The organism is Salinispora goodfellowii (genome assembly GCF_059570675.1).
In genome coordinates, this window is the sequence record NZ_JCANTD010000050.1 from 1 (window position 1) to 20,918 (window position 20,918).

Here is a 20,918-nt window from a genome sequence, read left to right on the forward strand (position 1 = left end):
GTGTACGTCGTCGACTGGACGCCCGACAAGATGGCGCTCCTGGGGGAAGGGATCGCGCGGGCGGCGGCGAAGCTGGGCGTCACCCTGGCCGCCCCACTGACGGGCCTGGGCATCAGCGCGCTCGCCGGCCCCGACCTGCTGGTCGAGGTCGAGGCCACCGCAGTCCTGGACGGACCGGGACGAGGAAAGGGCCCCAAGCGGGATTGAGAGGGACACGACGCGGCCGAACCGCCACGGGCAACCGTCGATGTTCGGCCGCGTCGGTAGCAACTCACCCGGACTGCCTGAGCCCGGCCGCAGCCGGGATATTTTCGGTACTCCGGAAATCTGGTGCGGTCTCCGATTCACAGCATTTGACCATAGACCGAGGAGACGGCCGTGAACTATACCCACCGCTACCCAAGTGTCCTAGACAGCCTCGTCGCCGGGAAGTCCTGGGTTGGCCCGATCATGGACCCCACTACTGTCGACTGGCCCGTCCGTCCGGCCCATGCGGCGCTTCCGTTCCGCACAATTGGCGGTCATCCGGTCACGCCGGCCCCGCCAATGAGTCTCCGTTACGAGCGCAACGAACTCGGGTATTGGGGCGAGCGGCTTCGCACGAACGCCCTGGCTGCCGCCGAGGTTGTTGGCTCTACCGGCGTCAAGCGCCGATGGATTGTCATGATGGAGCGCGTAGACGGGCGTGGTTGGGCGCTGCCGGGTGGCTACATTGGTCCAGAGGAAGACCCGTGTGATGCCGCGAGGCGGAAGCTGTGGGAAGTAGCGCAACTGGTTGTGGAACCGTCTCCGGAGTGCCACTTTATGTTGGCCCGCTACATACCCGATCCCCGGGCATCCGACGAGCTGTGGATGGCCACTGTTACATCCTGCGTGAGCCTGGGCACCTACGACAACCACCGCCAATTGCCTAAGGTGGTCGGCGCGGCCGGTGCCAGGCGCGCGCGGTGGGTGCCGGCACACACCTATACCGCGGTTCTCAAATACCTGGCCAGTAACTACGACGGCGACGTATTCCCGGCTGACCGGGCCCTGCTGGCTGAGCTTCTGGGATGAAGTGCTCGCCAGTCCCGGAAGTATGGTGGCGCTTCGCCCCGGCGGTCTGAGCCCCAGCGAGCTGACGCAACGTCGCGCGGCCGAAGTCCGGTCATCAGAGGATGGTCTGGAGTGTTAGGTCCGTTTCGGGGTGAGGGTGAACACTACGGGTTCGTCCTCGGTCAGGACGGGACAGCATGGCGTGCGCCCGTGAGTTGAGCCAGGTGCGGTAGTGGCCAGGGTCAGGGCGAGGTGTCTTGGGGTGCTGGAGAGGCATACAGATCACCATCCCCCGGGATGCCGGGCACCCGGCATCCTCACAAAGTCGATAAGCGAGTGGCCTCTAAGCATCGTTCGGTTCGCCTCCTCGGGAGACCTACCGACGTTTGTGCGGGTGGAGCCGTGTTGGAGCCCCCGGCCGGGATCGAACCGGCGACATCTCGCTTACAAGGCGAGTGCTCTGTCCAGCTGAGCTACAGGGGCGTGTTGCCGACGCCAGCATAGCGACTGACGTCCAGTTTTCCCGCGCGGCGGGCCCGGTCAGCGCGACCCACGTCGGCAGCACGCCCTGGCCGCCGTCGTTTCGTGCCCGGCACTGCCCGCCTGACCGTTATGTGTATGGTCCCGGTCCCACCAGCTGCTCCCGTTCTTGGCACGCGGAGAAAACCGATCTACCGTGCAGGGACGCGGTCGACGCCCGTCGCCCGTGGGCCGGGCCGCAGCTGCGGGCCGGTCCGCTCTTTCACTCGGATCGTCCGGCACGTTCCTGCCGGTGAAAGGAAGCACCCCCATGGCCACGGTTACCTACGCCAAGGCGTCCCGGATCTACCCGGGCACCGAGCGGCCCGCCGTCAACCAGCTCGACCTGGAGATCGGCGACGGCGAGTTCCTGGTCCTGGTCGGCCCCTCCGGTTGCGGTAAGTCCACCAGCCTGCGCATGCTCGCCGGCCTTGAGGACGTTGACCAGGGTTCGATCTCCATCGACGGCCGGGACGTGACGCACCTGCCGCCGAAGTCCCGCGACATCGCGATGGTCTTCCAGAACTACGCCCTCTACCCGCACATGTCGGTGTACGAGAACATGGCGTTCGCCCTCAAGCTTCGCAAGACCCCGAAGGCGGAGATCGACCGGCGGGTCAAGGAGGCGGCGACGCTGCTCCAGTTGGAGGAGTACCTCGGCCGCAAGCCGAAGGCGCTCTCCGGCGGCCAGCGCCAGCGGGTGGCGATGGGGCGGGCGATCGTCCGTGAGCCGCAGGTCTTCCTGATGGACGAGCCCCTGTCGAACCTCGACGCCAAGCTGCGGGTGCAGACCCGCACGCAGATCGCGTCGCTGCAGTCCAAGCTCGGTGTGACCACGGTCTACGTCACCCACGACCAGGTCGAGGCGATGACGATGGGGCACCGGGTGGCGGTCCTGCTCGACGGCGAGCTCCAGCAGGTCGACACGCCGCGGGCGCTCTACGACACCCCGGCCAACGTCTTCGTCGCCGGCTTCATGGGCTCGCCGGCGATGAACATCAAGACCGTGCCGCTGACCGACAAGGGCGCCGAGTTCGCCGAGATGCACATCCCGCTGACCCGCGAGCAGGTCGAGGCGGCCCGCGCCGAGGATGCTGGCGACAAGGTCGTGGTGGGCTTCCGCCCGGAGGACTGCGAGCTGGTCAGCCCGACCGAGGGCGGCCTGCCGGTCACCGTTGAGCTGGTCGAGGACCTCGGGTCGGACGCGAACATCTACGGTCACGCCGCGCTGGAGGGCACCAACGAGCGGTTCGTGGTCCGCACCGACCGGCGCACCATGCCGAACATGGGCGGCACCGTGTTCGTTCGGCCGCAGCCGGGACGCAGCCACCTCTTCAACTCGAAGACCGGCCTCCGGATCTCGTCCTGACCTACGAATCCTGAGCTACGAAAAAGGGGGCGGTCCGCTGCTGCGGACCGCCCCCTTTTCGTGTGCGGAGTTAGTTCAGGCCTCGGCGGCCCGGCGGCGAGCCACCTCGGCGAGCGTCACGGCCGCCGCGACGCTGGCGTTCAGCGACTCGACGTCGGAGACCATCGGGATTCCGACGGTCAGGTCACAGGTCTGGCCGACCAGCCGGGACAGGCCGCGCCCCTCGGAGCCCACCACCACGACGAGTGGGCCAACGGCGGCCTCCAGGTGGTACAGGTCGGTCTCTCCGTCGGCGTCCAGGCCGACCACGAGGAAGCCGGCGTCCTTGCACGCCTTCAGTGCCCGGGTCAGGTTGGTGACCTGGGCGACCGGGACCCGCGCGGCGGCACCGGCGCTGGTCCGCCAGGCGGTCGCGGTGATCCCGGCGGCCCGCCGCTCGGGGACGAAGACCCCCTGCGCGCCGAACGCGGCGGCCGACCGGATCACCGCGCCCAGGTTCCGCGGGTCGGTGACCCCGTCCAGCGCCACCAGCAGCGGGGCGGGCTGTTCCAGTGCCGCCGCCGTCAGGTCCTCGAACGGCTCGTACCGGAACGGCGGCACCTGCAGGCCCACGCCCTGGTGCAACACGCCGCCGGTCATCCGGTCCAGCTCGGCGCGGCTGACTTCCAGCATCGCGATGCCCCGGTCCGCCGCGGTCCGGACGATCTCGCTGATCCGGTCGTCGGTGTTGAGCCCCTGCGCCACGTAGAGGGCGGTGGCCGGCACGTTCGCGCGCAGTGACTCGAGCACGGGGTTGCGGCCCACCAACAGCTCGGGAGCGTCCTTCGCCGGGTTCGTCCGCCGACCGGGGGCGACCCGGGGGCCACCGCTGTGGCTGTCTGGCCGACCCCGGCCGCTCTTGTTGGGGACGCCTCGGCCGCTCTTGTTGGTGGGGACGCCGCGACCGCCACCCCTGCCCCAGGTGGTGTCCTTCGTGCCGGGTTTACCGATCTTCGGGGCGCGCCCCTCATCGGCCGCGCTCCGGCGCTCCTTCTCCTGCTTCCAGGCGGTGCGCTGGGGTAGCTTCTCGGTGCCCGAGTACGCCTTGTGCCACGGCCGCTCGTCGGCGGGCAGGGTACGGCCCCGGCCGGCGAGGGCGTCCCGCCCCTTGCCGCCGGTGCCCTTCGGGGCGCCTGCCTTAGATGTCAGCCGTCGGCCACGGCGCTGCGAGTTGCCGGCCATCAGTCCTGCTCTCCAATAGTCCAACGGGGGCCCTGGGGGGTGTCCTCGACCACCACGCCGGCCTGCTTGAGCTGGTCGCGGATCGCGTCGGCGGCGGACCAGTCCTTGCGGCTGCGCGCCTGCGCCCGCTGCTCCAGGGCCAACTGCACCAGCGAGTCGACCACGGCGCAGAGGTCGTCGGTCCCGCCACCGGCGCTCCACGCCGGGTCGAGGGGATCGACCCCGAGGATATCCAGCATCGCCCGCACCTGGCCGAGCGCGGTGCGGACGGTCACATCGTCGCCGCCGGTCAGCGCGGTGTTGCCGTCCCGAACCGTCTCGTGCAGCACGGCGAGCGCCGCCGAGGTGTTCAGGTCGTCGTCCATGGCGGCGGCGAAGGCCGCGGGCACCACGGCGGGTTGGCCGGCGCCGACCCGTTCGGCGGACCGCTGCACGAAGCCCTCGATCCGGCGGTACGCGACGGCTGCCTCGCGCAGCGCGTCCTCCGAGTAGTCGATCATTGACCGGTAGTGGGCGGCGGCGTAGTAGTAGCGCAGCTCCACCGGTCGCACCCCGAGCGAGTCCACGTACGTCAGGTCGAGGGCGTTGCCGCAGGACTTGCCCATCTTCGTGCCGGCGATGTTGAGCAGGCCGTGATGCACCCAGTAGCGGGCGAACGGCAGGCCGGCGGCCTGTGACTGGGCGAGTTCGTTCTCGTGGTGCGGGAAGGTCAGGTCCAGCCCGCCGCCGTGGATGTCGAACTCGCTGCCGAGGTAGCGCCAGCACATCGCCGAGCACTCGATGTGCCAGCCGGGCCGGCCCCGACCCCACGGCGACGGCCAGTACGCGTCGGCGGGCTCGCCGGGCTTGGCGCCCTTCCAGAGGGCGAAGTCGCGCGGGTCGCGTTTGCACCGCTCGGGGGCGTCGCCGGCGGGCTGCATGTCGGTCGGGGACTGGTTGGACAGGGCCCCGTACGCGGGCCAGGAGTGCACGTCGAAGTAGACGTCGCCGGAGCCGTCGGGGGCCGGGTAGGCGTGGCCGGCGTCGATCAGTTGCGCGATCAGCTGCTGCATCTCCGGGATGTGCCCGGTGGCCCGCGGCTCGTAGGTCGGGGGCAGCACGTTCAACGCCCGGTACGCGGCGGTCAGCTTCAGCTCGTTGGCGTAGGCGATCGACCAGTATGGTCGGTCCTGCTCCACCGCCTTGACCAGGATCTTGTCGTCGATATCGGTAAGATTGCGAATGAAGCGGACCTCGAGCCCGCTCGCCAGCAACCATCTGCGGAGCACGTCGTAGTTGACGCCGGAGCGAAGGTGACCGATATGTGGCGGTGCCTGGAGGGTGAGCCCACACAGGTAGATCCCCACCTTGCCGGCTTCCCGCGGGACGAAGTCCCGCACCGAACGGGTGGCGGTGTCATACAGGCGTAGGGTCACCGGACAAGGGTATCCGTCCCCGCTTCCCCGGGCCGCCGGGAGCCGGGTCGTACGCTGCTGGCGTGGACACGACCCCCCGACGTAGTGACCCGCCGTCCCCGCGGGGCGGCGAGAGCGCACAGACGCTGGACCGGGGGTTGCGCCTGCTGCACCTGGTCGCCGACGCACCCGGCGGGTTGACCGTCACCGAGCTGGCGGGACAGTTGCGGATCGGGCGCGCCGCCGTGTACCGGCTGGTCGCACCGTTGAGCGCGCACGGCCTGCTGCGCCGGGACGCCGACGGCCGGCTCCGCCTCGGGGTGGGGGTGCTGAATCTGGCCCGGCGGGCCCAGCCGCTGCTGGCCGAGGGGGCGCTGCCGGCGCTGCGCCAGCTCGCCGAGCAGACCGGCGCGACCGCGCACCTGACCGTGGTCGAGGGCGGTGAGGGCGTCGCGCTGGCGGTGGTCGAGCCGAGTTGGACCGCCCTGCACGTGGCGTACCGGACCGGGGCACGGCATCCGCTGGAGCGCGGGGCGGCCGGGCGGGCGATTCTCGCCGGCCGCACCGGCGCGGCCGACCCGGTGGACACGGCTGGGGAGTTGCAGTCCGGGGCACACGGGGTGGCCGCGCCCGTGCTGGGCGTACCAGGGCTGGAGGCGAGCGTCGGCGTGGTCTCCCTGACGCCGCTGGACACCGAGACGGTCGGCGGCCAGGTCCGCACGGCCGCCGGCACCGTCGCCGACGCGCTGCGCTGAAACCGGCGGGCCGCGCTGACAGTTGGGGCCGACGCGCCGCGCTGAAGCCGACGCGCCGCGCTGAAGCCGGCGGGCCGCGCTGAAGCCGGCGGGCCCGGCGACCGGTTGGGTCGGCCGGGCCCGCGTGCTCGGATCGGCCCTACGGCCGGCCGTGCGACTTGAGCGGGGTGGTCACCGCCGTGTACGCGTCGATGACGCCGTACCCGTAGAAGCCGTTGAAGTTGGCCCCACCGGCGCAGTACGCGTCGTAGGTCTCGTCGCGGCCCTCGTCGCGGTACTGCTGCAGCCGCGGGTTCGGGCAGGCCTGCTCGGTGGCGGTGCGGTAGAGGTGCCGCTCGACCAGGTCCGGGGCCAGGCCGTAGCCGCCGCGGCCCTGCTTCTTCCCGTGCTTGCTGACGATCAGCGCGGCCACGCCCGAGGCGTGCGGCGATGCCATCGAGGTGCCCTGGAGGTAGCGGTAGTAGCCGCACTCACCGTTGCTCTTGCAGTCCTTGAAGATGAGCCCTTCGACGCTCGGATCGATGTTGCCGTCCGCGTCCACCAGGCCGTCTTCCTTGAGCACCTTCTCCGGGTAGGTGGAGAGGATCAGGTTGGGGTAGGTGCTGAAGGTGTCCGTGCCGAAACCGTCACGGTACCAGCCGCCGGGCGCGGCGATGCTGATCTGCTCGGTGCCGTAGTTGGAGTAGGCGGCCTTCTTACCCGAGGGGCCGACGGCGGAGACGCCGATCACGTGCGGCCCTTCGACCGGCAGGTCCCAGCAGCTGTCGTTGTCGATCTCACGCGGGTACGGCGGGGTGTCCCCGAAGTCCGGGCTGGACGTGTCGATCCGGGGGTCGCCCAGGTCCTCGTGGTTGTTGCCGAGGGAGCCGACCAGGGTTACGTCCCGGTTGTGGGCGAAGTTCAGCGCCCGCTTCATCGCTTTGATGATGGCCCGCTGCTCGGCCTGGTGTTCGGGCGAGTCGGCTGGGTTGGCGGTGCAGTTGTAGAGCCACGGGTCGACGTAGAAGGACATGTTCACCACGTCGAGCCCGGCCCGACCGGCGTGCAGCAACGACTGCACCACCGGCTCCAGGAAGAAGTAGCCGGAGTCCTGGCCGCCCTTCAGCTCCACCAGTGAGACGTTCGGCGCGACTCCGGAGAGGCCGAAGCCGTTGGCGGCGGCGCCGATGGTGCCTCCCACGTGGGTGCCGTGGCCGCCGTCATCGGTGCCGATCGGGTCGAGGCAGCTCGCCACCTCGCACTCACCGTCGACCTCGGGCAGGTCCGGCGCGAAGTTGCGGGACAACGCCCAGTTGAAGTTCGGTGCGATGTCGGGGTGGCTGGCGTCGAGGCCGGTGTCCAGCACGCCGACGGTGACGCGCCGGTCGCCGGACTCCTTCTTGCGGGCCTTGTCGGCGCGGATCATGTCCAGGCCCCACAGCTTGTCGTCCAGCGGGTCCATCTTCTTGCCCTTGCCGTCGGGCCCCTTGCCCTTGCCCTTGTCCTTGTCCTTGTCCTTGCCGGAGCCTTTGCCGTTGAACGCGGTCAGCAGCGCCTCCTGCTCGACCAGGTCGAACTTGGGCTTACGGCCGATGGCCTTCTGCTCGACCGCACCGATCAGGGTGTCTGCCTCGGCAATCCGGTCGGTGAAGTCCACCTTGTCGCTGGTCACCTGGAACACGCCGACATCGTCGATCCGGTTTACGACGGTGCCGCCGGCTGCCTGGATCTCCGCCAGGGCCGCCTCGGTGCTGACGCCGTCCTCCGCGACCACAGTAAAGGTTTCGCTGCTGCTCGGTGCGGCACCGGCGGGGACACTCAGCCCCGTGACCGTCAACGCCAGGCCCGTCACGGTGGCGACGGCGCCGGCGGTGAAGCGTCTACTCACATCGGATCCTCTCGTTGCGGGACGTGGCAGTCATCGAACAACACCATCGACGTTTACACCAGGGGCTGTTCCGATTGCGCCCGAAGATCTTCTTCGTCCGCAAGAGCAGCCAGGACGGCAGGAAGATCCGTCAAGGTGGACAGTTCCGCGTCTGGCCGAACCCCCGGCGGGCAGGTTCGACCATCACGGTTGAGCCAGACCCCACGCAGCCGGCGGTCTGCGCCCCGACCACGTCGTGGGCGATCGAGTCACCGACGTACACCACCTGCCCGGCCGGCACCCCAGCCGCCTCGACCACCGCCGCGTAGAACTCCGGTGCCGGCTTCTTCGGTAGCCCGTTGTCGTGCGCGTACACCTCGAAGGCGAACCGCCCGGCGAGCCCGCACCGCTGCGCGCGGCTGTTGCCGTTGGTGGCATAGCCGATCGCCCACGTCTCCGCCAGCTCTGCGAGCGTCGGCAGCACATCCGGGAAGGGGCGGGTCAGCGCGAACCGCTGGGCGAAGTAGCGAGCCAACAGGTCGTCCAGGTGTGCGTCGAGCCCGACCCGGGACACCGACTGGGCAAGCGCCACCCGGCGCAGCTCCGGCATCGGCATAGCAGGGTTCGCGGCGAAGGCCACGGCCCAGTCGGTCTCCAGGTCCGCGAGGGACACCGCGACCGCTGCCGGAGTCAACCGACGCATCTCGTCGAGGACGGCCAGCAGCCCGCCGGTCATCGCCGGGCGTAGGTCGAGCAGGGTTTCGTCCGCGTCGAACACCACCGTCCTCAGCATGGCGTCGAGCTTGCCAGGGTCAACCGCGGGTGGCGAGCGCCGGTTTCTGGCCCTGCTCCACCGTTGGGGTCTCGCGTGGCTCGTCGAGGCGGACCAGGGCCACCCCGGCGACGATCAGGGCCCCACCGACGAGCTGCACCGCTGTGGGCAGCTCGGTCAGCACCAGCCAGGCGATGAGCACCGCGAACATCACCTCGGTCAGCCCGACGAAGGAGGCCAGCCGGGCACCGAGGAGACGGGTCGAGGCGACCCCGGTGAGGTACGCGAGCACGGCCGCGACCAGCACCAGCCCCGCCACCGGCACCAGCCAGCTGGTGCGCTGCCCGGCGAAGTCGACCGGGCCGGTGTACGTCCGCAGCGGCAACACCCCGACCAGCCCGAACAGGAGCAACACGCCAGCGCCGACCGCCATCCCGCCGGAGGCCAGCACCACCGACGGGAGGTTCGCGTCCATCCGGCCGGCGAGCACGAAGTAGCCGGCCAGCCCGACGGCCGCGCCGAGCCCCCAGAGCACCCCCACCGGGTCCAGCCGCCCGGCCCCGGCGAGGTCGAGCACGAGGCCGAGCCCGGCCAGGGCGACGACCGACCCGGCGACGGTGAGCCGGCGGGGTCGTTGCCCGTGGGCCAGCCACATCCAGCCGACCACCACCACGACGGCCAGGTACTCCAACATCAGCGCGACGCCGACCGGCAGGTAGCGCACCGCGTTGAAGAAGCACACCTGGGCGAGGGCGACACCGAGCAGCCCGAACGCAGTGATCGAGGCGGCGTTGCGTCGGAGCAGCGACCAGCGACCGCGCAGTGCCAGCACCGCTGGCACCAGTAGCACCAGGGCGGCGAGGCCGACCCGGATGACCACCGCCGCCTCGGCGGACCAGCCGGCGTCGATCAACGATCGGGCGAACGTCCCGGAGGTCGCGAAGGTCAGTGCCGAGAGCACCGCCAGCAGGAGGCCGGCGCTGCCGCGCGGGGGTTGGCGCATGGGTTCTCCTTGGCAACGACACCATGTAATGGGCAAAATGAGCCTACGTCGATGACGATAGCGCTACCAGGATAGGAGTCAAATTGCTTTTTGCCCATGACACGGAGTGCGGGCTGATCACCGCCGCGGCGCTGGTGAACACCGACGGCAGCGCCGGCGACAGCCTGCCCGACACGGCCGCGCTGAACGCCTTCTTCGTCGCGCACGCGTACAGCGGACGACACGAGCACACCGACGGCGAACTGCGGTCGGTACGCGAGCTGCGCCCCCGGCTACGCCGGATCTGGCACGCCGACACCGACGAGATCGTGTCCATCATCAACGGACTGCTCCAGGAGAACTCCGCCCTGCCCCAGCTGATCACGCACGACGACGAGCCGTACCACCTGCACGCGGTGCCCCGGGACGCACCGCTGGCGACCCGGATGGCGGTGGAGGCCGCCATGGCGATGGCCGACCTCGTCCGCAGTGGCGAACTGGGTCGACTACGAAGCTGCGACCACCCCGAGTGCGGCAACGTCCTGGTCGACCTGTCGCGAAACCGATCCCGCCGCTTCTGCGACGCCGGCTGCGGCAACCGGGCCGCCGTCACCGCCTACCGCGCGCGCAAGACCGCCAGCCGCTCCTGAACCGGCCACCGGGCCAGCCCGCCACCGCCCACCACCGGGCCAGCCCGCCCCAGCCCAGTTCTGACCGTTGCATTACAGGGTTCGGCGGCTCGGGCCCCGACCGGGCATCCTGGACAGGCACGGCCGCACGGGCGGCACAGCGAGGAAGGCTGGGTGGGGTGGAAGAATGGGATCTGGCGGTCCTCGGTGGCGGCACCGCGGGGCTCGTGGCAGCCAAGACCGCCGGCCGGTTCGGCGCCCGGGTGCTGCTGGTCGAATCCGCCCGCACCGGGGGTGACTGCCTCTGGACCGGCTGCGTGCCCAGCAAGTCGTTGATCGCCGCCGCGCACGCCGCGCACGCCGTCCGCACCGCCGACCGGTACGGGGTGCAGGCCGGCCCACCGAAGGTCGACGACGCCGCCGTGCTCGCCCACGTCCGGTCCTCGATAGCCCGGATCGAGCCGGTGGACTCCCCCGCCGCGATCAGCGCCACGGGGGCGACGGTGGTGGCCGGCCGGGCGGAGTTCACCGGCCCGGGGACACTGCAGATCACCGACGACGCGGGCACCCGACCAGCCCGGTTCCGCTGGGCGCTGATCGCCACCGGTGCCGCGCCGGCCCTGCCCACCGTGCCCGGCCTGGCCGAGGCCGACCCGCTGACCACCGACACGCTCTGGGACCTCACCGAGCTGCCCCGGCGGCTGGCGATCCTCGGCGGCGGCCCGATCGGCTGCGAGCTGGGCCAGGCCCTCGCCCGGCTCGGCGTCGAGGTCACCGTCGTCGAGCTGGCCGACCGGCTGCTGGGCAAGGAGGAGCCGGTGGCCGGCGCGCTGATCGCCGAACGGCTCCGCGGCGAGGGCGTGACCGTGGTGACCGGGACCGGCGTCGACCGGGTCACCGGCGGCACGCTCCACCTGGGCGACGGCGCGACGGTCGAGGTCGACCGGATCCTGGTCGCCACCGGACGCCGACCGCGCAGCACCGACCTGGGCCTGGCCGCCGCCGGGGTGCGCTGCGCCGAGCGGGGGCACGTCGTGATCGACGACCTGATGCGGACCAGCAACCGGCGGATCTTCGCCGCCGGCGACGTCACCGGCACCCTCCCGTTCACCCACGTCGCCGGGGTACAGGGCGGGTACGCCGCCACCAACGCGCTGCTCGGGCTGCGCCGCCGCATCGACTACGCCGCCGTACCGTGGGTGACCTTCACCGACCCGGAGGTGGCGCGCGTCGGGGCGACCCTCGCCCAGGCCCGCCACCGGCACGGCAGCCGAGCACGCGCGGAGCGACTCGACCACGACCACGTCGACCGGGCGATCACCGACGGTCGTACCGACGGATTCACCCAGCTGGTGAGCGGGCCGGGCGGCCGGCTCCTCGGCGCCACCGTCGTCTCGCCCCGGGCGGGTGAGACGATCGCCGAGCTCGCCGCCGCGATCCGGCGCGGCGCGAAGGTGCGCGACGTGGCCAGCACCGTGCACCCCTACCCGACGTACGCCGACGGGCCGTGGAACGCCAGTCTCGCCCAACTCCGCGCCGACCTGACCGCGCCGCTGCCGACGCGGGCGATGACCGCGCTCCGCACCCTGCGCCGCGCCCTGCACCCGATCCGGGGTGGGAACCGATGACCGACCACTCAGCCCGGCCGGCGGCGGCGTCCCGGCTCGTCCGGATCGTCGGCTCACCGTGGCCGAGGCTGGCCTTCCTGGTGGTCCTGCTGGCCGGCGCGGCGACGCTGCTGGCCACCCAGGGCACCCCGGACGTGGCGACGCTGCGGGACCGGGTCGCCGCCACCGGGCCGTGGGCACCGCTGCTCTACATCGTCGGGTACGCCCTGGGCACCGTGCTGCTGGTCCCCGGGGTGCTGCTCACCGCCGCCGCCGGGGCGCTGTTCGGAGTGGTCGGCGGATCGGTGGTGGTGCTGGTGGGGGCGACCCTGGGAGCGGTGGCGTCATTCCTGCTCGGCCGGCTGCTGGGCCGCCCGGCCGTGGAGCGGCTCGTCGGCGGCCGGCTGCACCGCCTGGACCGGTTCCTGGCGCGGCGCGGGCTGATCGCGGTGATCGGGCTGCGACTCGTGCCGCTGGTCCCGTTCGCGCTGCTCAACTACGGCTCCGGGGTGACCGCCGTCCGGCTGCGCGACTACGCCCTCGGCTCGGCGATCGGTATGACACCGGGAATTGTCGCCTACACCGCGGTCGGTGGCTCGCTTACCGATCCCACCTCGCCGCAGTTCCTCGCCGCCGTGGCCGGTCTGGCCGCGCTGACCCTGGCCGGTGCGGCGGCGGCCCGCCGGGTCCGCCGCCGGGACTCCCGCCCGGTGCCGGCCACCGAGGGCACCACCTGATGATTGACGCACGTCTGCGGCCGGTCCTGGCCAAGACCCTGGACCGGGTCGCCGCCGCCGTGGACCGGCCGTGGGTGACGCCCGGCCGGTTGACCACCGCCGGCCTGGCCCTGGGCCTGGCCGCCAGCGCCGCCGCGGCGGCCGGCTGGTGGTGGCCGGCGCTGGTGGCGTGGCTGGTGTCCCGGCTCGCCGACGGCCTCGACGGCCCGCTCGCCCGCCGCCGCGGCACCGCCTCCCCGTTGGGCGGATTCCTCGACATCGTCGCGGACTTCACCGTGTACGGGGCGTTCGTCGCCGGAGTCGCCGTCGGCGTTGACGGGCCCGCCACCCCGTTCCTGGTCCTGCTGGTGACCTACTACGTCAACGGGGCGACGCTGCTGGCGTACTCGTCGATCGCCGAGCGGGTGGGCCGGGAACGCGGCGACGAGCGGTCGCTGCACTTCCTCGGCGGACTGGCCGAGGGCGCCGAGACCATCGCCGTACACGCCCTGTTCTGCCTGCTGCCCGGCTTCGCCGGACAACTCGCCTGGGGTTGGGCCGCCGTGGTCGCCATCACCGCCGGGCAGCGCGTCGTGCACGCTGTCCGTACCCTGTCCGAGCCCGCCGGGAGGCCCACCCGATGAACCGACGATGGCGCGCGGTGGCGGCGCTGACCGCCGCCGGCCTGCTCGCCGCCGGCTGCACCGCCGGCACCGGCGACGCCGAACCCGCCCCCCGCGACTTCGCCCAGGTGCTGCGGGAGGCCCGCGGGCAGACGGTCAACCTCTTCATGTACGGCGGCGACGACGGCGCCAACCGCTACCTCGACGAGGTCGTCGCCCCGGCCGCCCGCGAACGGCTCGACGTCCGGATCAACCGGGTACCGATCACCGACACCGCCCTGGCGGTCAACAAGGTCCTCGGCGAGCAGCAGGCCGGCCGCGGCTCGGGCGGATCGGTGGATCTGGTGTGGATCAACGGGGAGAACTTCCGCACCGGCAAGCAGGCCGGGCTGTGGCAGTGCGGGCTGGTCGAGCTGTTGCCGAACATGCGCTACGTCGACTGGTCCGAGCCGACCGTCGCCAACGACTTCGGCACCCCGGTCGAGGGGTGCGAGGTGCCGTGGAGTCGCGCCCAGTTCGCGTTCAGCTACGACTCCGCCCGGGTCAGCGACCCGCCGACCAGCCTCGCCGGGCTGCTGGACTGGATCCGCGCCCACCCGGGCCGGTTCACCTACCCCGCCCCGCCGGACTTCACCGGCTCGGTCTTCGTCCGGCACGCCCTCTACCACCAGGCCGGCGGGGTCGACCAGATCCCGGACGACTTCGACCAGGCCGCCTACGACCGGCTCACCCCGCCGCTGTGGCAGACCCTGCGCGAGCTGCGGCCCGCCCTGTGGCGCGCGGGTGCGACGTACCCGGCCAACGAGAAGGAGCTCAACGACCTGTACGCCAACGGGCAGGTCGACTTCACCATGACGTACGGGCCGGCGCAGGTGACCAGCCTGGTCGAACGGGGACAGTTCCCGGCCACCACCCGTACCCTGCTGCTGGACGAGGGCACCATCGGCAACACCAACTACCTCGCCGTACCCGCCAACGCCGCCAACCGCTCCGCCGCGCTCGCCCTCGCCGACCTGATGCTCTCCCCCGAGTTGCAGTACGAGAAGGCCCGCCCCGACGGGTGGGGCCAGTACCCGGCCGTGGACCTCGACCAGCTCGACGTCGAGTGGCGGGACCGCTTCGCCGCCCTGCCCGCCTCGGCGCAGGTGCCCAGCTACGACCAGCTGTCGCGGAACAGCCAACCGGAGCTACGGGCGGAGTGGCTGCCGCCGTTGGAGGAGGGCTGGCGGCGCGAGGTGCTGCAACAGTGAACCACCGCCGTACCGGGCTCCTGCTGATCCTGCCGGCGCTGGCCACCGTGGTGCTGCTCTTCGGCGGCGGCCTCGGCTACGGGTTCGCGCAGAGCCTCGGCCTGGCCGGGTTCACCGACACGCCGGTCGGCCTGGCCGCCTACCAGCGGGTGACCGACGGCCCGGCGTTCACCGACGGGCTGCTGCTGAGCCTCTGGATCTCCACCGTCGCCACCGGGCTCGCCGTCGCCATCGGTGTCACCGCCGCCCTGGCCCTGCGCCGCACCGCCGTGGGCCGACGCACGGCCACCTTCCTGGCCCAGCTCGGGCTGCCGGTGCCGCACCTGATCGGCGCGGTCGCGATCGGGCTGCTGCTGGCCGACTCCGGCCTGCTGGCCCGCGCCGCCCGGACCGTCGGCGTCGCGCTGCCGGCCCTGGTCGCCGACCCGCACGCGGTCGCCGTGATCGTCGAGTACGTGTGGAAGGAGGCGCCGTTCGTGCTGATCGTCGTCCTCGCCGCGCTCGGCGGGCCGGTCGCCGAGCACGAACGGGCCGCCGCCACCCTCGGCGCCCGGCCCCGGCAGGTGCTGCGGCACGTGACCCTGCCGCTGCTCGCCCCGTCGATCCTGGCCGTGGCGGTGCTGATCTTCGCCTTCACCCTCGGCGCGTACGAGGTGCCCGCCCTGCTCGGCCGCGCCTACCCGCAGCCGCTACCGGTCCTGGCCTACCAGCGGTTCACCGCCGCCGAACTCTCCGGCCGGGCCGAGGGCGTCGCCATCGCCCTGCTGATCGCGGCCATCGCCGTCGCGGCGGCGCTCGCGTACACCGGGGCCAGCCGGCGGGCCGTCGGCCGGGTGACCGGAGCGCGGCGGTGACGGAAGCGGCGCCGGCGAAGAGAGCTCGGCCGGTGACGGAAGCGGGGCGGCTCCGCCGGCCGCTCGGTGCGGCGCTGGCCCGCCCCGCGGTGCTGATCCTCACCGGCCTCTGGGTGGCGGGGCCGCTGCTGCCGCTGGCCGTGCAGGCCTTCACCGACCAGTGGTTCTACCCCGACCTGTGGCCGAACCGCTGGTCGCTGGCCGGCTGGGAGCAGGCCCTCGGCCCGCAGTCCCGCCTCGCCGAGTCCGTCGCCACCTCCATCGGCATCGGCGTCGCCGTCGCCGCCCTCGCCACCGCCCTCGGGGCCGCCGCCGGGCGCGCGCTGGCCTGGCACCGGCTGCCGGGAAGGCGCCTGATCGAGCTGATCCTGCTCGCCCCGGTGCTGGTGCCACCGTTCGCCGTCGCCATGGGCGCGCAGATCGTCTACCTGCGTGCCGGGCTCGCCGACTCGCTTGCCGGCGTGGTCCTGGCCCAGCTGCCGGCCGCCACCGCGTACGCCACGCTGCTGATGTCCGGGGTGTGGGCCGGCGTCGACCCCGCCCTGGAACGGCAGGCCCGCACCCTCGGCGCCGGGGCGTGGCGGGCGTTCCGCGAGGTCAGCCTCCCCCAGCTGCGCGGCGGCCTGGTCGTCGCCGCCATGTTCGCCTTCCTGATCTCCTGGAGCGACTACCTGTTGACCCTGCTCATCGGCGGCGGCGTCGTCACCACCGTGCCGCTGCTGCTCTTCGCCACCGCCGCCGGCAGCGGCAACCAGGCCGCCACCGCCGCCATCGCGCTGGTCGCCGTCGCCCCACCCCTGCTGCTCACCGCCCTCGCCGCCCGGCAACTCGCCGGCCGCGACACCGCCCTACTCGGAGTCGGCCGATGACCACCAACATCACCATCGTCGACCTGGACCACACCTACCCCGGTACCAGCGCCCCGACGCTGCGCCGGGTGAGTCTGGAGGTGCCGGCGGGCACCCGTACCGCCGTGCTCGGCCCCTCCGGCAGCGGCAAGTCCACCCTCCTGTCGATCGTCGCCGGGCTCAGCACCCCCACCGGCGGCGACGTCCGGCTCGCCGGCCGCAGCGTCCTGCGCCAGCCCCCGCACCGGCGCGACCTCGGCGTCGTCTTCCAACGCCCGCTACTCTTCCCGCACCTCACGGTGGCCGAGAACGTCGCCTTCGGCCTGCGCATGCGCGGCACCGATCGCGCTGCCATCCGGCGGCGGGTAACCGCGCTGCTCGACGCCGTCGCGCTACCGGGCTACGGCGACCGGCGCAGCGGCGAACTCTCCGGCGGCCAGCAACAACGCGTCGCCCTCGCCCGCGCCCTGGCCGCCCGCCCCGGGGTCCTGCTGCTCGACGAACCGTTCAGCGCCCTCGACCCGCAGCTACGCGGCGACATGCGGGCGCTCCTCACCGACCTGCACCGGCAGGAGGGCACCACGACGCTGTTCGTCACCCACGACCGCGACGAGGCCACCGACGTGGCCGACACGGTCACCGTGCTCCTCGACGGCCGGGTCGCCCAGCACGCCCCACCCGCCGACCTGTTCCGCCAGCCCGCCACCCTCGCCGTCGCCCGATTCCTGGGCGGCGCCGACAACGCCATCCCCGGCACCGCCCAGCCCGGCCACTTCGACTGCCCGCTCGGCCGCCTCCACCTCGACACCGACCACCGAGGAGCGGGGCTGCTCCTCATCCGCCCCGAAGCCATCCTGGCCGGCGACCACCAGGGCGACAACGTCGTACCGGCGACCATCACCGCCGTCACCGACCGGGGCACCCACCTCGACATCCAGGCCAGCAGCGCGGGCGTCACCCTGCGCCTCACCACCGGGCCGGCAGCACCGCTGCGCCCCGGCGACGACACACCCCTCTACCTACCCCCGGCCCACCTCAGCGTGGTCACCCCATAGCCACGCCCTACGACGCCCACTCACTCACCGGTCCGCAGCGAGGCCACGAAGGACCGCCAGGAACCCGGGTCGACCGCCAGCACCGGCCCCACCGGATCCTTGCTGTCCCGCACCCCCACCACACCCGACAGGTTCGTCGCCACCTCAACACACTGGTCGTTGGAACCACTCCGGCGGCTCTTGCGCCAGCGGGCACCGTTCATTTCCATGACTCCACCAGTTCCCTTATCCGCTCGATGGACTCCTGCGGGGGCAGGGCCACGGCGAGGGTAGCCTCCCAGGTCCGTTGCAAGCGCATGAGATCAGCCGACCGATCCAACTCCTGCCCGCCGATCTGGCCGCCGAGAAAGGCAAGCTCGCTGCCACCGGTCATGCTGGCGAGAATGAACGGGCCGTTAAGGCCCGGATACTCCTCCGCCGAGGATGGCACGACCTGGACTCGAACGTGGGGGTGCTCGACGGCTAGGCGGGCGAGGTGCGACAACTGGTCGCGCATGACCTTTCGCCCGCCTACCCTCCGCCGTAGCACCGCCTCATCCATTACCCCCACGAGCCGGGATGGACGCTCGGCATATAGCACCGATTGACCGTCCAGCCGGTCGGCAAGTCGCCGCTGGACTTCTTCTGGATCAAGTAGTGGATCTGACTCGAAGACCGCCCGCGCGTACGCCTCGGTCTGCAACAGACCTGGAACGTGTAGCGGGTCGAACCAGCGTAGGGCCCACGACTCTGCCTGGATTCTGCGCCAGCCGCGCGACCATGCCTGTGCTCTATCAAGTGCCACCAGATCAGTAAGCATGCGGGTAAAGAGGCCACCGGTGTCGAGAGCCCTGTCGAACTGCTCGAGATACTTACCGGTCGGCGGCTGCTGCCCCAACTCCACCGCACTGACCATCGACGGCGAATAGTTGATCGCCTTGGCCAACTCCTCCTGACTCCAACCCCGCCGAACCCGAGCCCGGCGCAACTCCGCCACCAAGAATCCCGCAGCGGTCACCTCTCCAGTCGCCATCTCCAACCGCCCTCCACGAACCGGTTGATCGACTCCAGTACCGCGCCACCAGCGACCCCGCCCAGCACAGAGGCTCTCCCACAGCACGGCCAAACCCTTCTGACCGTAGCCGCACCCTCAGCAAACTGTGAAGCACGACGCCCGCCTCCGATCCCGAACGCGGCGTCGCAATGGGATCGCCCGCTTCCCCGGCCGGGTGATCCCACCCGCTGGGGCCGTCACACGAAACGTTCGAGAGGAAGGCAGCGCCATGTCTCGATCTACCCGAAACTGGCTCTCCCGCGCATTCCGGTGGCCGCGCAACGAACGCCCCATACCGCTCGCACCCCGACACCGCCGGGTCTGGCGCGGCCCCCGCCCCGACTGCTCCTGCGGCCTACCCTGGCGGAACTGCCCGGACCGACACACCACCGTGCCCACCGAGCCAGCCACCGCCGCGCCCCCACCGAACCGCCCCGCGTGGAACGCCCCCACCGTCGCCAACCCCCAGGTCGGCCGCGTCGGCTGGCTCACCCCCGCCCAAACCTGGCGCGCCAACGGCGGCAAATGGTGACCCCTCCGGCCACCCCCACCACCCGACCACACCTACCGCTGCGCCCACTCTGGATCTGCCGCACCTGCGCCGCACCCTGGCCCTGCGCCACCGCCCGACTCACCCTGCGAAAGGAATACGCCACCGACGCCATCGCGCTCCGGATCTACCTCTGCACCCTGCTCCACGACGCCGCAGCCGACCTACACAAACTCCACCCACACGACGGCCCCGACCCGAAGGCCCTCTTCGACCGCTTCCTGGCCTGGACACCCCGGAACCCGCCAGCGGTGAATTCAGGTCAGGATGACGGGGTTGGCTAGCCTCGACATCCATCGATGAAACGGCAGGGCGCATCGGTCGACGCGGCACCAGAATGTCGGTGGGCGATGGTGACATTGGCGGATGCGGGGCTTCTCGCGCTCATGACACCCTCAGCAACCCCGAGAGGTTGGCAGGAGCGTCTCCCCGGCTCTAGAAGCAGGACGCCACCAAACCATGGAGATATCATGGGAAAAGTAGTTCTGGATATGACAATGTCGGTAAATGGCTGCATTGCCGGGCCGGACGGCGGGTCCGAAGGGCTGCATGACTGGTTCTTCGCCCCCTCGCCGGAGAGTCAGGCGATCGTCGAGGAGCTGCAGCGCAGCATGGGCGCGATGGTGATGGGGCGACGCACCTACGACCAGGGCGCCAGCCAGGACGGATTCGTGGACAACCCGTTCCCGGTCGAGCACTTCGTCGTCTCGCACAGCGCGCCGGAGCAGGCCGCCAAAGGGGACACCGTCTTCCACTTCATCCCGGACGTCGCCGAGGCGGTACGCCGTGCCCAGGTCGCCGCGGGGGAGCGCGAGGTCATCATCGGCGGCGGCGCCCAGCTCGCCCAGCAGTGCCTGGCCGCGGGGCTCGTCGACGAGATCCGGCTGGCGGTACGGCCCATGGTGATCAAAGACGGTATCCAGCTTTTCGATGCTACTGCGCTTCGGTTGGAGAACGTCGGTGTGATCAGTACGCCGCAGGCGACCCACCTGCGGTTCCAGGTCCTGCACTGAGCTGAGCTGTCCCTGGGGCGGGTCGAGGCCGCGCCCCAGGGACAACAGGGCAGCCAGGGTGACACCCAACCGGCGACTTGCCGGACTCCGGGTGATCTCCTCCGCTAGTTTGAGGAGGTGACGCGAACCTGACGAGGAGCCTGGAGCGCCGAATGTCAATCCTGACCATCGTTGTCCACAATCGTGCCAAGACGGACCAGGTGGAACCGCTCAAGGCTGAGCTCCAGAGGGTTGTTCCGATCATTCGCCAGGACGAAGGCTGCGTTAGCTACCACCTTCATCAGGACAACAGCGACCCGACCCTTTTTCTCGTTTACGAGAACTGGGAGTCCCGTGAACTCTGGCAGGCACACATGGACACCCCGCATGTGCAAGCCCATTCCGAAGCCACCGCCGACAAGATCGAGGAATGCACCCGCTACGAGATGACTCGTATCGATTGAGGCGAGTGCCGGGTTGACGATGCCCCCGGCACGGCTGACGGGGCCTAACCGTCGAGGACTGCGGTGGCCTCGACCTCGACCAGCAGGTCGGGGCCGGCGAGCGCGCTGATGCCCAGGCCCGTCAGCGGGGCGGCCAGGGTGACGCCCAGCTTCGCCGCCGCCCGCGCGATCCCTTCCCCCAGGAGCGCCATCTTGTCGGGCGTCCAGTCGACGACGTACACGGTCACCTTCGCCACGTCGTCGAAGGAGCCACCGACCTCGGCCAGGGCGGTGGCGACGTTGAGGTAGCACTGCTCCACCTGGGTGGCGAGGTCACCCACGCCGACCGTGTTCCCGTCAGGGTCTACGGCGACCTGGCCGGCGAGGAAGACCAGCCGCGACCCGGTGGCGACCGCCACCTGCGA

The 20,918-nt window shown here is 71.3% G+C and carries 22 protein-coding genes, 1 tRNA gene and 2 pseudogenes; 16 read left to right on the forward strand and 9 right to left on the reverse strand.

From position 1 onward, the window contains the following. Window positions 1-207, forward strand: a pseudogene (locus tag T398_RS25305) (RidA family protein); the annotation flags it as partial. 171 nt (window positions 208-378) lie between these two features. Further along, entirely contained in the window at window positions 379-1,056 is a 678-nt protein-coding gene (locus T398_RS25310; RefSeq protein WP_496450341.1) for an NUDIX domain-containing protein, read from the forward strand. A gap of 385 nt (window positions 1,057-1,441) precedes the next feature. Here the strand turns inward: T398_RS25310 and T398_RS25315 are convergent. Next, a tRNA-Thr gene (locus tag T398_RS25315) sits at window positions 1,442-1,518 on the reverse strand. Between the two features lie 307 nt (window positions 1,519-1,825). Between T398_RS25315 and T398_RS25320 the strand changes: the two genes are divergently transcribed. Then, the gene (locus T398_RS25320; RefSeq protein ID WP_496450342.1) at window positions 1,826-2,923 is read left to right on the forward strand and encodes an ABC transporter ATP-binding protein; all 1,098 of its coding nucleotides are present in this window, start codon (window positions 1,826-1,828) and stop codon (window positions 2,921-2,923) included. 75 nt (window positions 2,924-2,998) lie between these two features. Here the strand turns inward: T398_RS25320 and rlmB are convergent, their stop codons facing one another. After that, window positions 2,999-4,144 carry a 23S rRNA (guanosine(2251)-2'-O)-methyltransferase RlmB gene (gene rlmB / locus T398_RS25325; protein WP_496450343.1) on the reverse strand — a complete coding sequence of 382 codons (1,146 nt, stop codon included), beginning with the start codon at window positions 4,142-4,144 and terminating at the stop codon, window positions 2,999-3,001. Then, on the reverse strand, window positions 4,144-5,559 hold the full coding sequence (gene cysS / locus T398_RS25330) for a cysteine--tRNA ligase (protein ID WP_496450344.1): 1,416 nt from the start codon (window positions 5,557-5,559) through the stop codon (window positions 4,144-4,146). The genes rlmB and cysS overlap by 1 nt, the downstream gene beginning before the upstream one ends. Window positions 5,560-5,621: 62 nt before the next feature. Here cysS and T398_RS25335 point away from each other — a divergent pair, with 62 nt between their 5' ends. Further along, the gene (locus tag T398_RS25335; protein ID WP_496450345.1) at window positions 5,622-6,293 is read left to right on the forward strand and encodes an IclR family transcriptional regulator; all 672 of its coding nucleotides are present in this window, start codon (window positions 5,622-5,624) and stop codon (window positions 6,291-6,293) included. 139 nt (window positions 6,294-6,432) lie between these two features. Here the strand turns inward: T398_RS25335 and T398_RS25340 are convergent, their stop codons facing one another. From T398_RS25340 to T398_RS25350, 3 genes and pseudogenes are all read right to left on the reverse strand, one after another. Continuing rightward, window positions 6,433-8,160, reverse strand: a complete 1,728-nt coding sequence (locus tag T398_RS25340; protein WP_496450346.1) for a S8 family serine peptidase — start codon at window positions 8,158-8,160, stop codon at window positions 6,433-6,435. A 53-nt stretch (window positions 8,161-8,213) separates the two neighbouring features. Further along, a pseudogene (locus T398_RS25345) lies at window positions 8,214-8,932 on the reverse strand (HAD family hydrolase). Between the two features lie 19 nt (window positions 8,933-8,951). Next, window positions 8,952-9,914, reverse strand: a complete 963-nt coding sequence (locus tag T398_RS25350; protein WP_496450347.1) for an EamA family transporter — start codon at window positions 9,912-9,914, stop codon at window positions 8,952-8,954. An 83-nt stretch (window positions 9,915-9,997) separates the two neighbouring features. Between T398_RS25350 and T398_RS25355 the strand changes: the two genes are divergently transcribed. The 8 genes from T398_RS25355 (at window position 9,998) to T398_RS25390 (ending at window position 17,475) form a co-directional block, all read left to right on the forward strand. Further along, on the forward strand, window positions 9,998-10,543 hold the full coding sequence (locus T398_RS25355) for a CGNR zinc finger domain-containing protein (protein ID WP_496450348.1): 546 nt from the start codon (window positions 9,998-10,000) through the stop codon (window positions 10,541-10,543). Between the two features lie 158 nt (window positions 10,544-10,701). Continuing rightward, window positions 10,702-12,150, forward strand: coding sequence for a dihydrolipoyl dehydrogenase family protein (locus T398_RS25360; protein ID WP_496450349.1), 1,449 nt, complete (start codon window positions 10,702-10,704; stop codon window positions 12,148-12,150). Beyond that, window positions 12,147-12,866 carry a TVP38/TMEM64 family protein gene (locus tag T398_RS25365; RefSeq protein ID WP_496450350.1) on the forward strand — a complete coding sequence of 240 codons (720 nt, stop codon included), beginning with the start codon at window positions 12,147-12,149 and terminating at the stop codon, window positions 12,864-12,866. The genes T398_RS25360 and T398_RS25365 overlap by 4 nt, the downstream gene beginning before the upstream one ends. Continuing rightward, window positions 12,866-13,489, forward strand: a complete 624-nt coding sequence (locus T398_RS25370; RefSeq protein ID WP_496450351.1) for a CDP-alcohol phosphatidyltransferase family protein — start codon at window positions 12,866-12,868, stop codon at window positions 13,487-13,489. The genes T398_RS25365 and T398_RS25370 overlap by 1 nt, the downstream gene beginning before the upstream one ends. A 17-nt stretch (window positions 13,490-13,506) precedes the next feature. After that, on the forward strand, window positions 13,507-14,718 hold the full coding sequence (locus T398_RS25375; protein WP_496450362.1) for an ABC transporter substrate-binding protein: 1,212 nt from the start codon (window positions 13,507-13,509) through the stop codon (window positions 14,716-14,718). Then, window positions 14,715-15,572 (forward strand): ABC transporter permease, encoded by an 858-nt coding sequence (locus tag T398_RS25380; RefSeq protein WP_496450352.1) that lies wholly within the window; start codon window positions 14,715-14,717, stop codon window positions 15,570-15,572. The genes T398_RS25375 and T398_RS25380 overlap by 4 nt, the downstream gene beginning before the upstream one ends. 32 nt (window positions 15,573-15,604) lie before the next feature. After that, on the forward strand, window positions 15,605-16,441 hold the full coding sequence (locus tag T398_RS25385; RefSeq protein WP_496450353.1) for an ABC transporter permease: 837 nt from the start codon (window positions 15,605-15,607) through the stop codon (window positions 16,439-16,441). Then, entirely contained in the window at window positions 16,438-17,475 is a 1,038-nt protein-coding gene (locus tag T398_RS25390) for an ABC transporter ATP-binding protein (RefSeq protein WP_496450354.1), read from the forward strand. Before T398_RS25385 ends, T398_RS25390 begins: the two co-directional genes overlap by 4 nt. 20 nt (window positions 17,476-17,495) lie before the next feature. Here the strand turns inward: T398_RS25390 and T398_RS25395 are convergent, their stop codons facing one another. Both T398_RS25395 and T398_RS25400 read right to left on the reverse strand, forming a co-directional pair. Beyond that, on the reverse strand, window positions 17,496-17,684 hold the full coding sequence (locus tag T398_RS25395; protein WP_496450355.1) for a DUF397 domain-containing protein: 189 nt from the start codon (window positions 17,682-17,684) through the stop codon (window positions 17,496-17,498). Next, window positions 17,675-18,487: a helix-turn-helix domain-containing protein gene (locus T398_RS25400; protein WP_496450356.1), complete on the reverse strand. Its 813-nt coding sequence runs from the start codon at window positions 18,485-18,487 to the stop codon at window positions 17,675-17,677. Before T398_RS25400 ends, T398_RS25395 begins: the two co-directional genes overlap by 10 nt. A 250-nt stretch (window positions 18,488-18,737) precedes the next feature. Here T398_RS25400 and T398_RS25405 point away from each other — a divergent pair, with 250 nt between their 5' ends. From T398_RS25405 to T398_RS25420, 4 genes are all read left to right on the forward strand, one after another. Further along, the gene (locus tag T398_RS25405) at window positions 18,738-19,040 is read left to right on the forward strand and encodes a hypothetical protein (RefSeq protein ID WP_496450357.1); all 303 of its coding nucleotides are present in this window, start codon (window positions 18,738-18,740) and stop codon (window positions 19,038-19,040) included. After that, on the forward strand, window positions 19,034-19,342 hold the full coding sequence (locus tag T398_RS25410; RefSeq protein ID WP_496450358.1) for a hypothetical protein: 309 nt from the start codon (window positions 19,034-19,036) through the stop codon (window positions 19,340-19,342). The genes T398_RS25405 and T398_RS25410 overlap by 7 nt, the downstream gene beginning before the upstream one ends. A gap of 186 nt (window positions 19,343-19,528) precedes the next feature. After that, window positions 19,529-20,071 carry a dihydrofolate reductase family protein gene (locus tag T398_RS25415; RefSeq protein ID WP_496450359.1) on the forward strand — a complete coding sequence of 181 codons (543 nt, stop codon included), beginning with the start codon at window positions 19,529-19,531 and terminating at the stop codon, window positions 20,069-20,071. Window positions 20,072-20,223: 152 nt separating this feature from the next. After that, entirely contained in the window at window positions 20,224-20,514 is a 291-nt protein-coding gene (locus T398_RS25420) for a putative quinol monooxygenase (RefSeq protein ID WP_496450360.1), read from the forward strand. Between the two features lie 44 nt (window positions 20,515-20,558). Here the strand turns inward: T398_RS25420 and T398_RS25425 are convergent. Next, window positions 20,559-20,918, reverse strand: a 360-nt coding sequence (locus T398_RS25425) for a RidA family protein (RefSeq protein WP_496450361.1), incomplete at its 5' end; no start/stop codon positions are given.

Bases quoted from the DNA above. Each gene is read 5' to 3' on its own strand.
- T398_RS25350 (WP_496450347.1), bottom strand. From the start codon at position 9,914: ATGCGCCAACCCCCGCGCGGCAGCGCCGGCCTCCTGCTGGCGGTGCTC.
- T398_RS25395 (WP_496450355.1), bottom strand. From the start codon at position 17,684: ATGGAAATGAACGGTGCCCGCTGGCGCAAGAGCCGCCGGAGTGGTTCC.
- T398_RS25400 (WP_496450356.1), bottom strand. From the start codon at position 18,487: ATGGCGACTGGAGAGGTGACCGCTGCGGGATTCTTGGTGGCGGAGTTG.
- T398_RS25415 (WP_496450359.1), top strand. From the start codon at position 19,529: ATGGGAAAAGTAGTTCTGGATATGACAATGTCGGTAAATGGCTGCATT.
- T398_RS25320 (WP_496450342.1), top strand. From the start codon at position 1,826: ATGGCCACGGTTACCTACGCCAAGGCGTCCCGGATCTACCCGGGCACC.
- rlmB (WP_496450343.1), bottom strand. From the start codon at position 4,144: ATGGCCGGCAACTCGCAGCGCCGTGGCCGACGGCTGACATCTAAGGCA.
- T398_RS25420 (WP_496450360.1), top strand. From the start codon at position 20,224: ATGTCAATCCTGACCATCGTTGTCCACAATCGTGCCAAGACGGACCAG.
- T398_RS25410 (WP_496450358.1), top strand. From the start codon at position 19,034: ATGGTGACCCCTCCGGCCACCCCCACCACCCGACCACACCTACCGCTG.
- T398_RS25405 (WP_496450357.1), top strand. From the start codon at position 18,738: ATGTCTCGATCTACCCGAAACTGGCTCTCCCGCGCATTCCGGTGGCCG.
- T398_RS25390 (WP_496450354.1), top strand. From the start codon at position 16,438: ATGACCACCAACATCACCATCGTCGACCTGGACCACACCTACCCCGGT.
- T398_RS25370 (WP_496450351.1), top strand. From the start codon at position 12,866: ATGATTGACGCACGTCTGCGGCCGGTCCTGGCCAAGACCCTGGACCGG.
- T398_RS25365 (WP_496450350.1), top strand. From the start codon at position 12,147: ATGACCGACCACTCAGCCCGGCCGGCGGCGGCGTCCCGGCTCGTCCGG.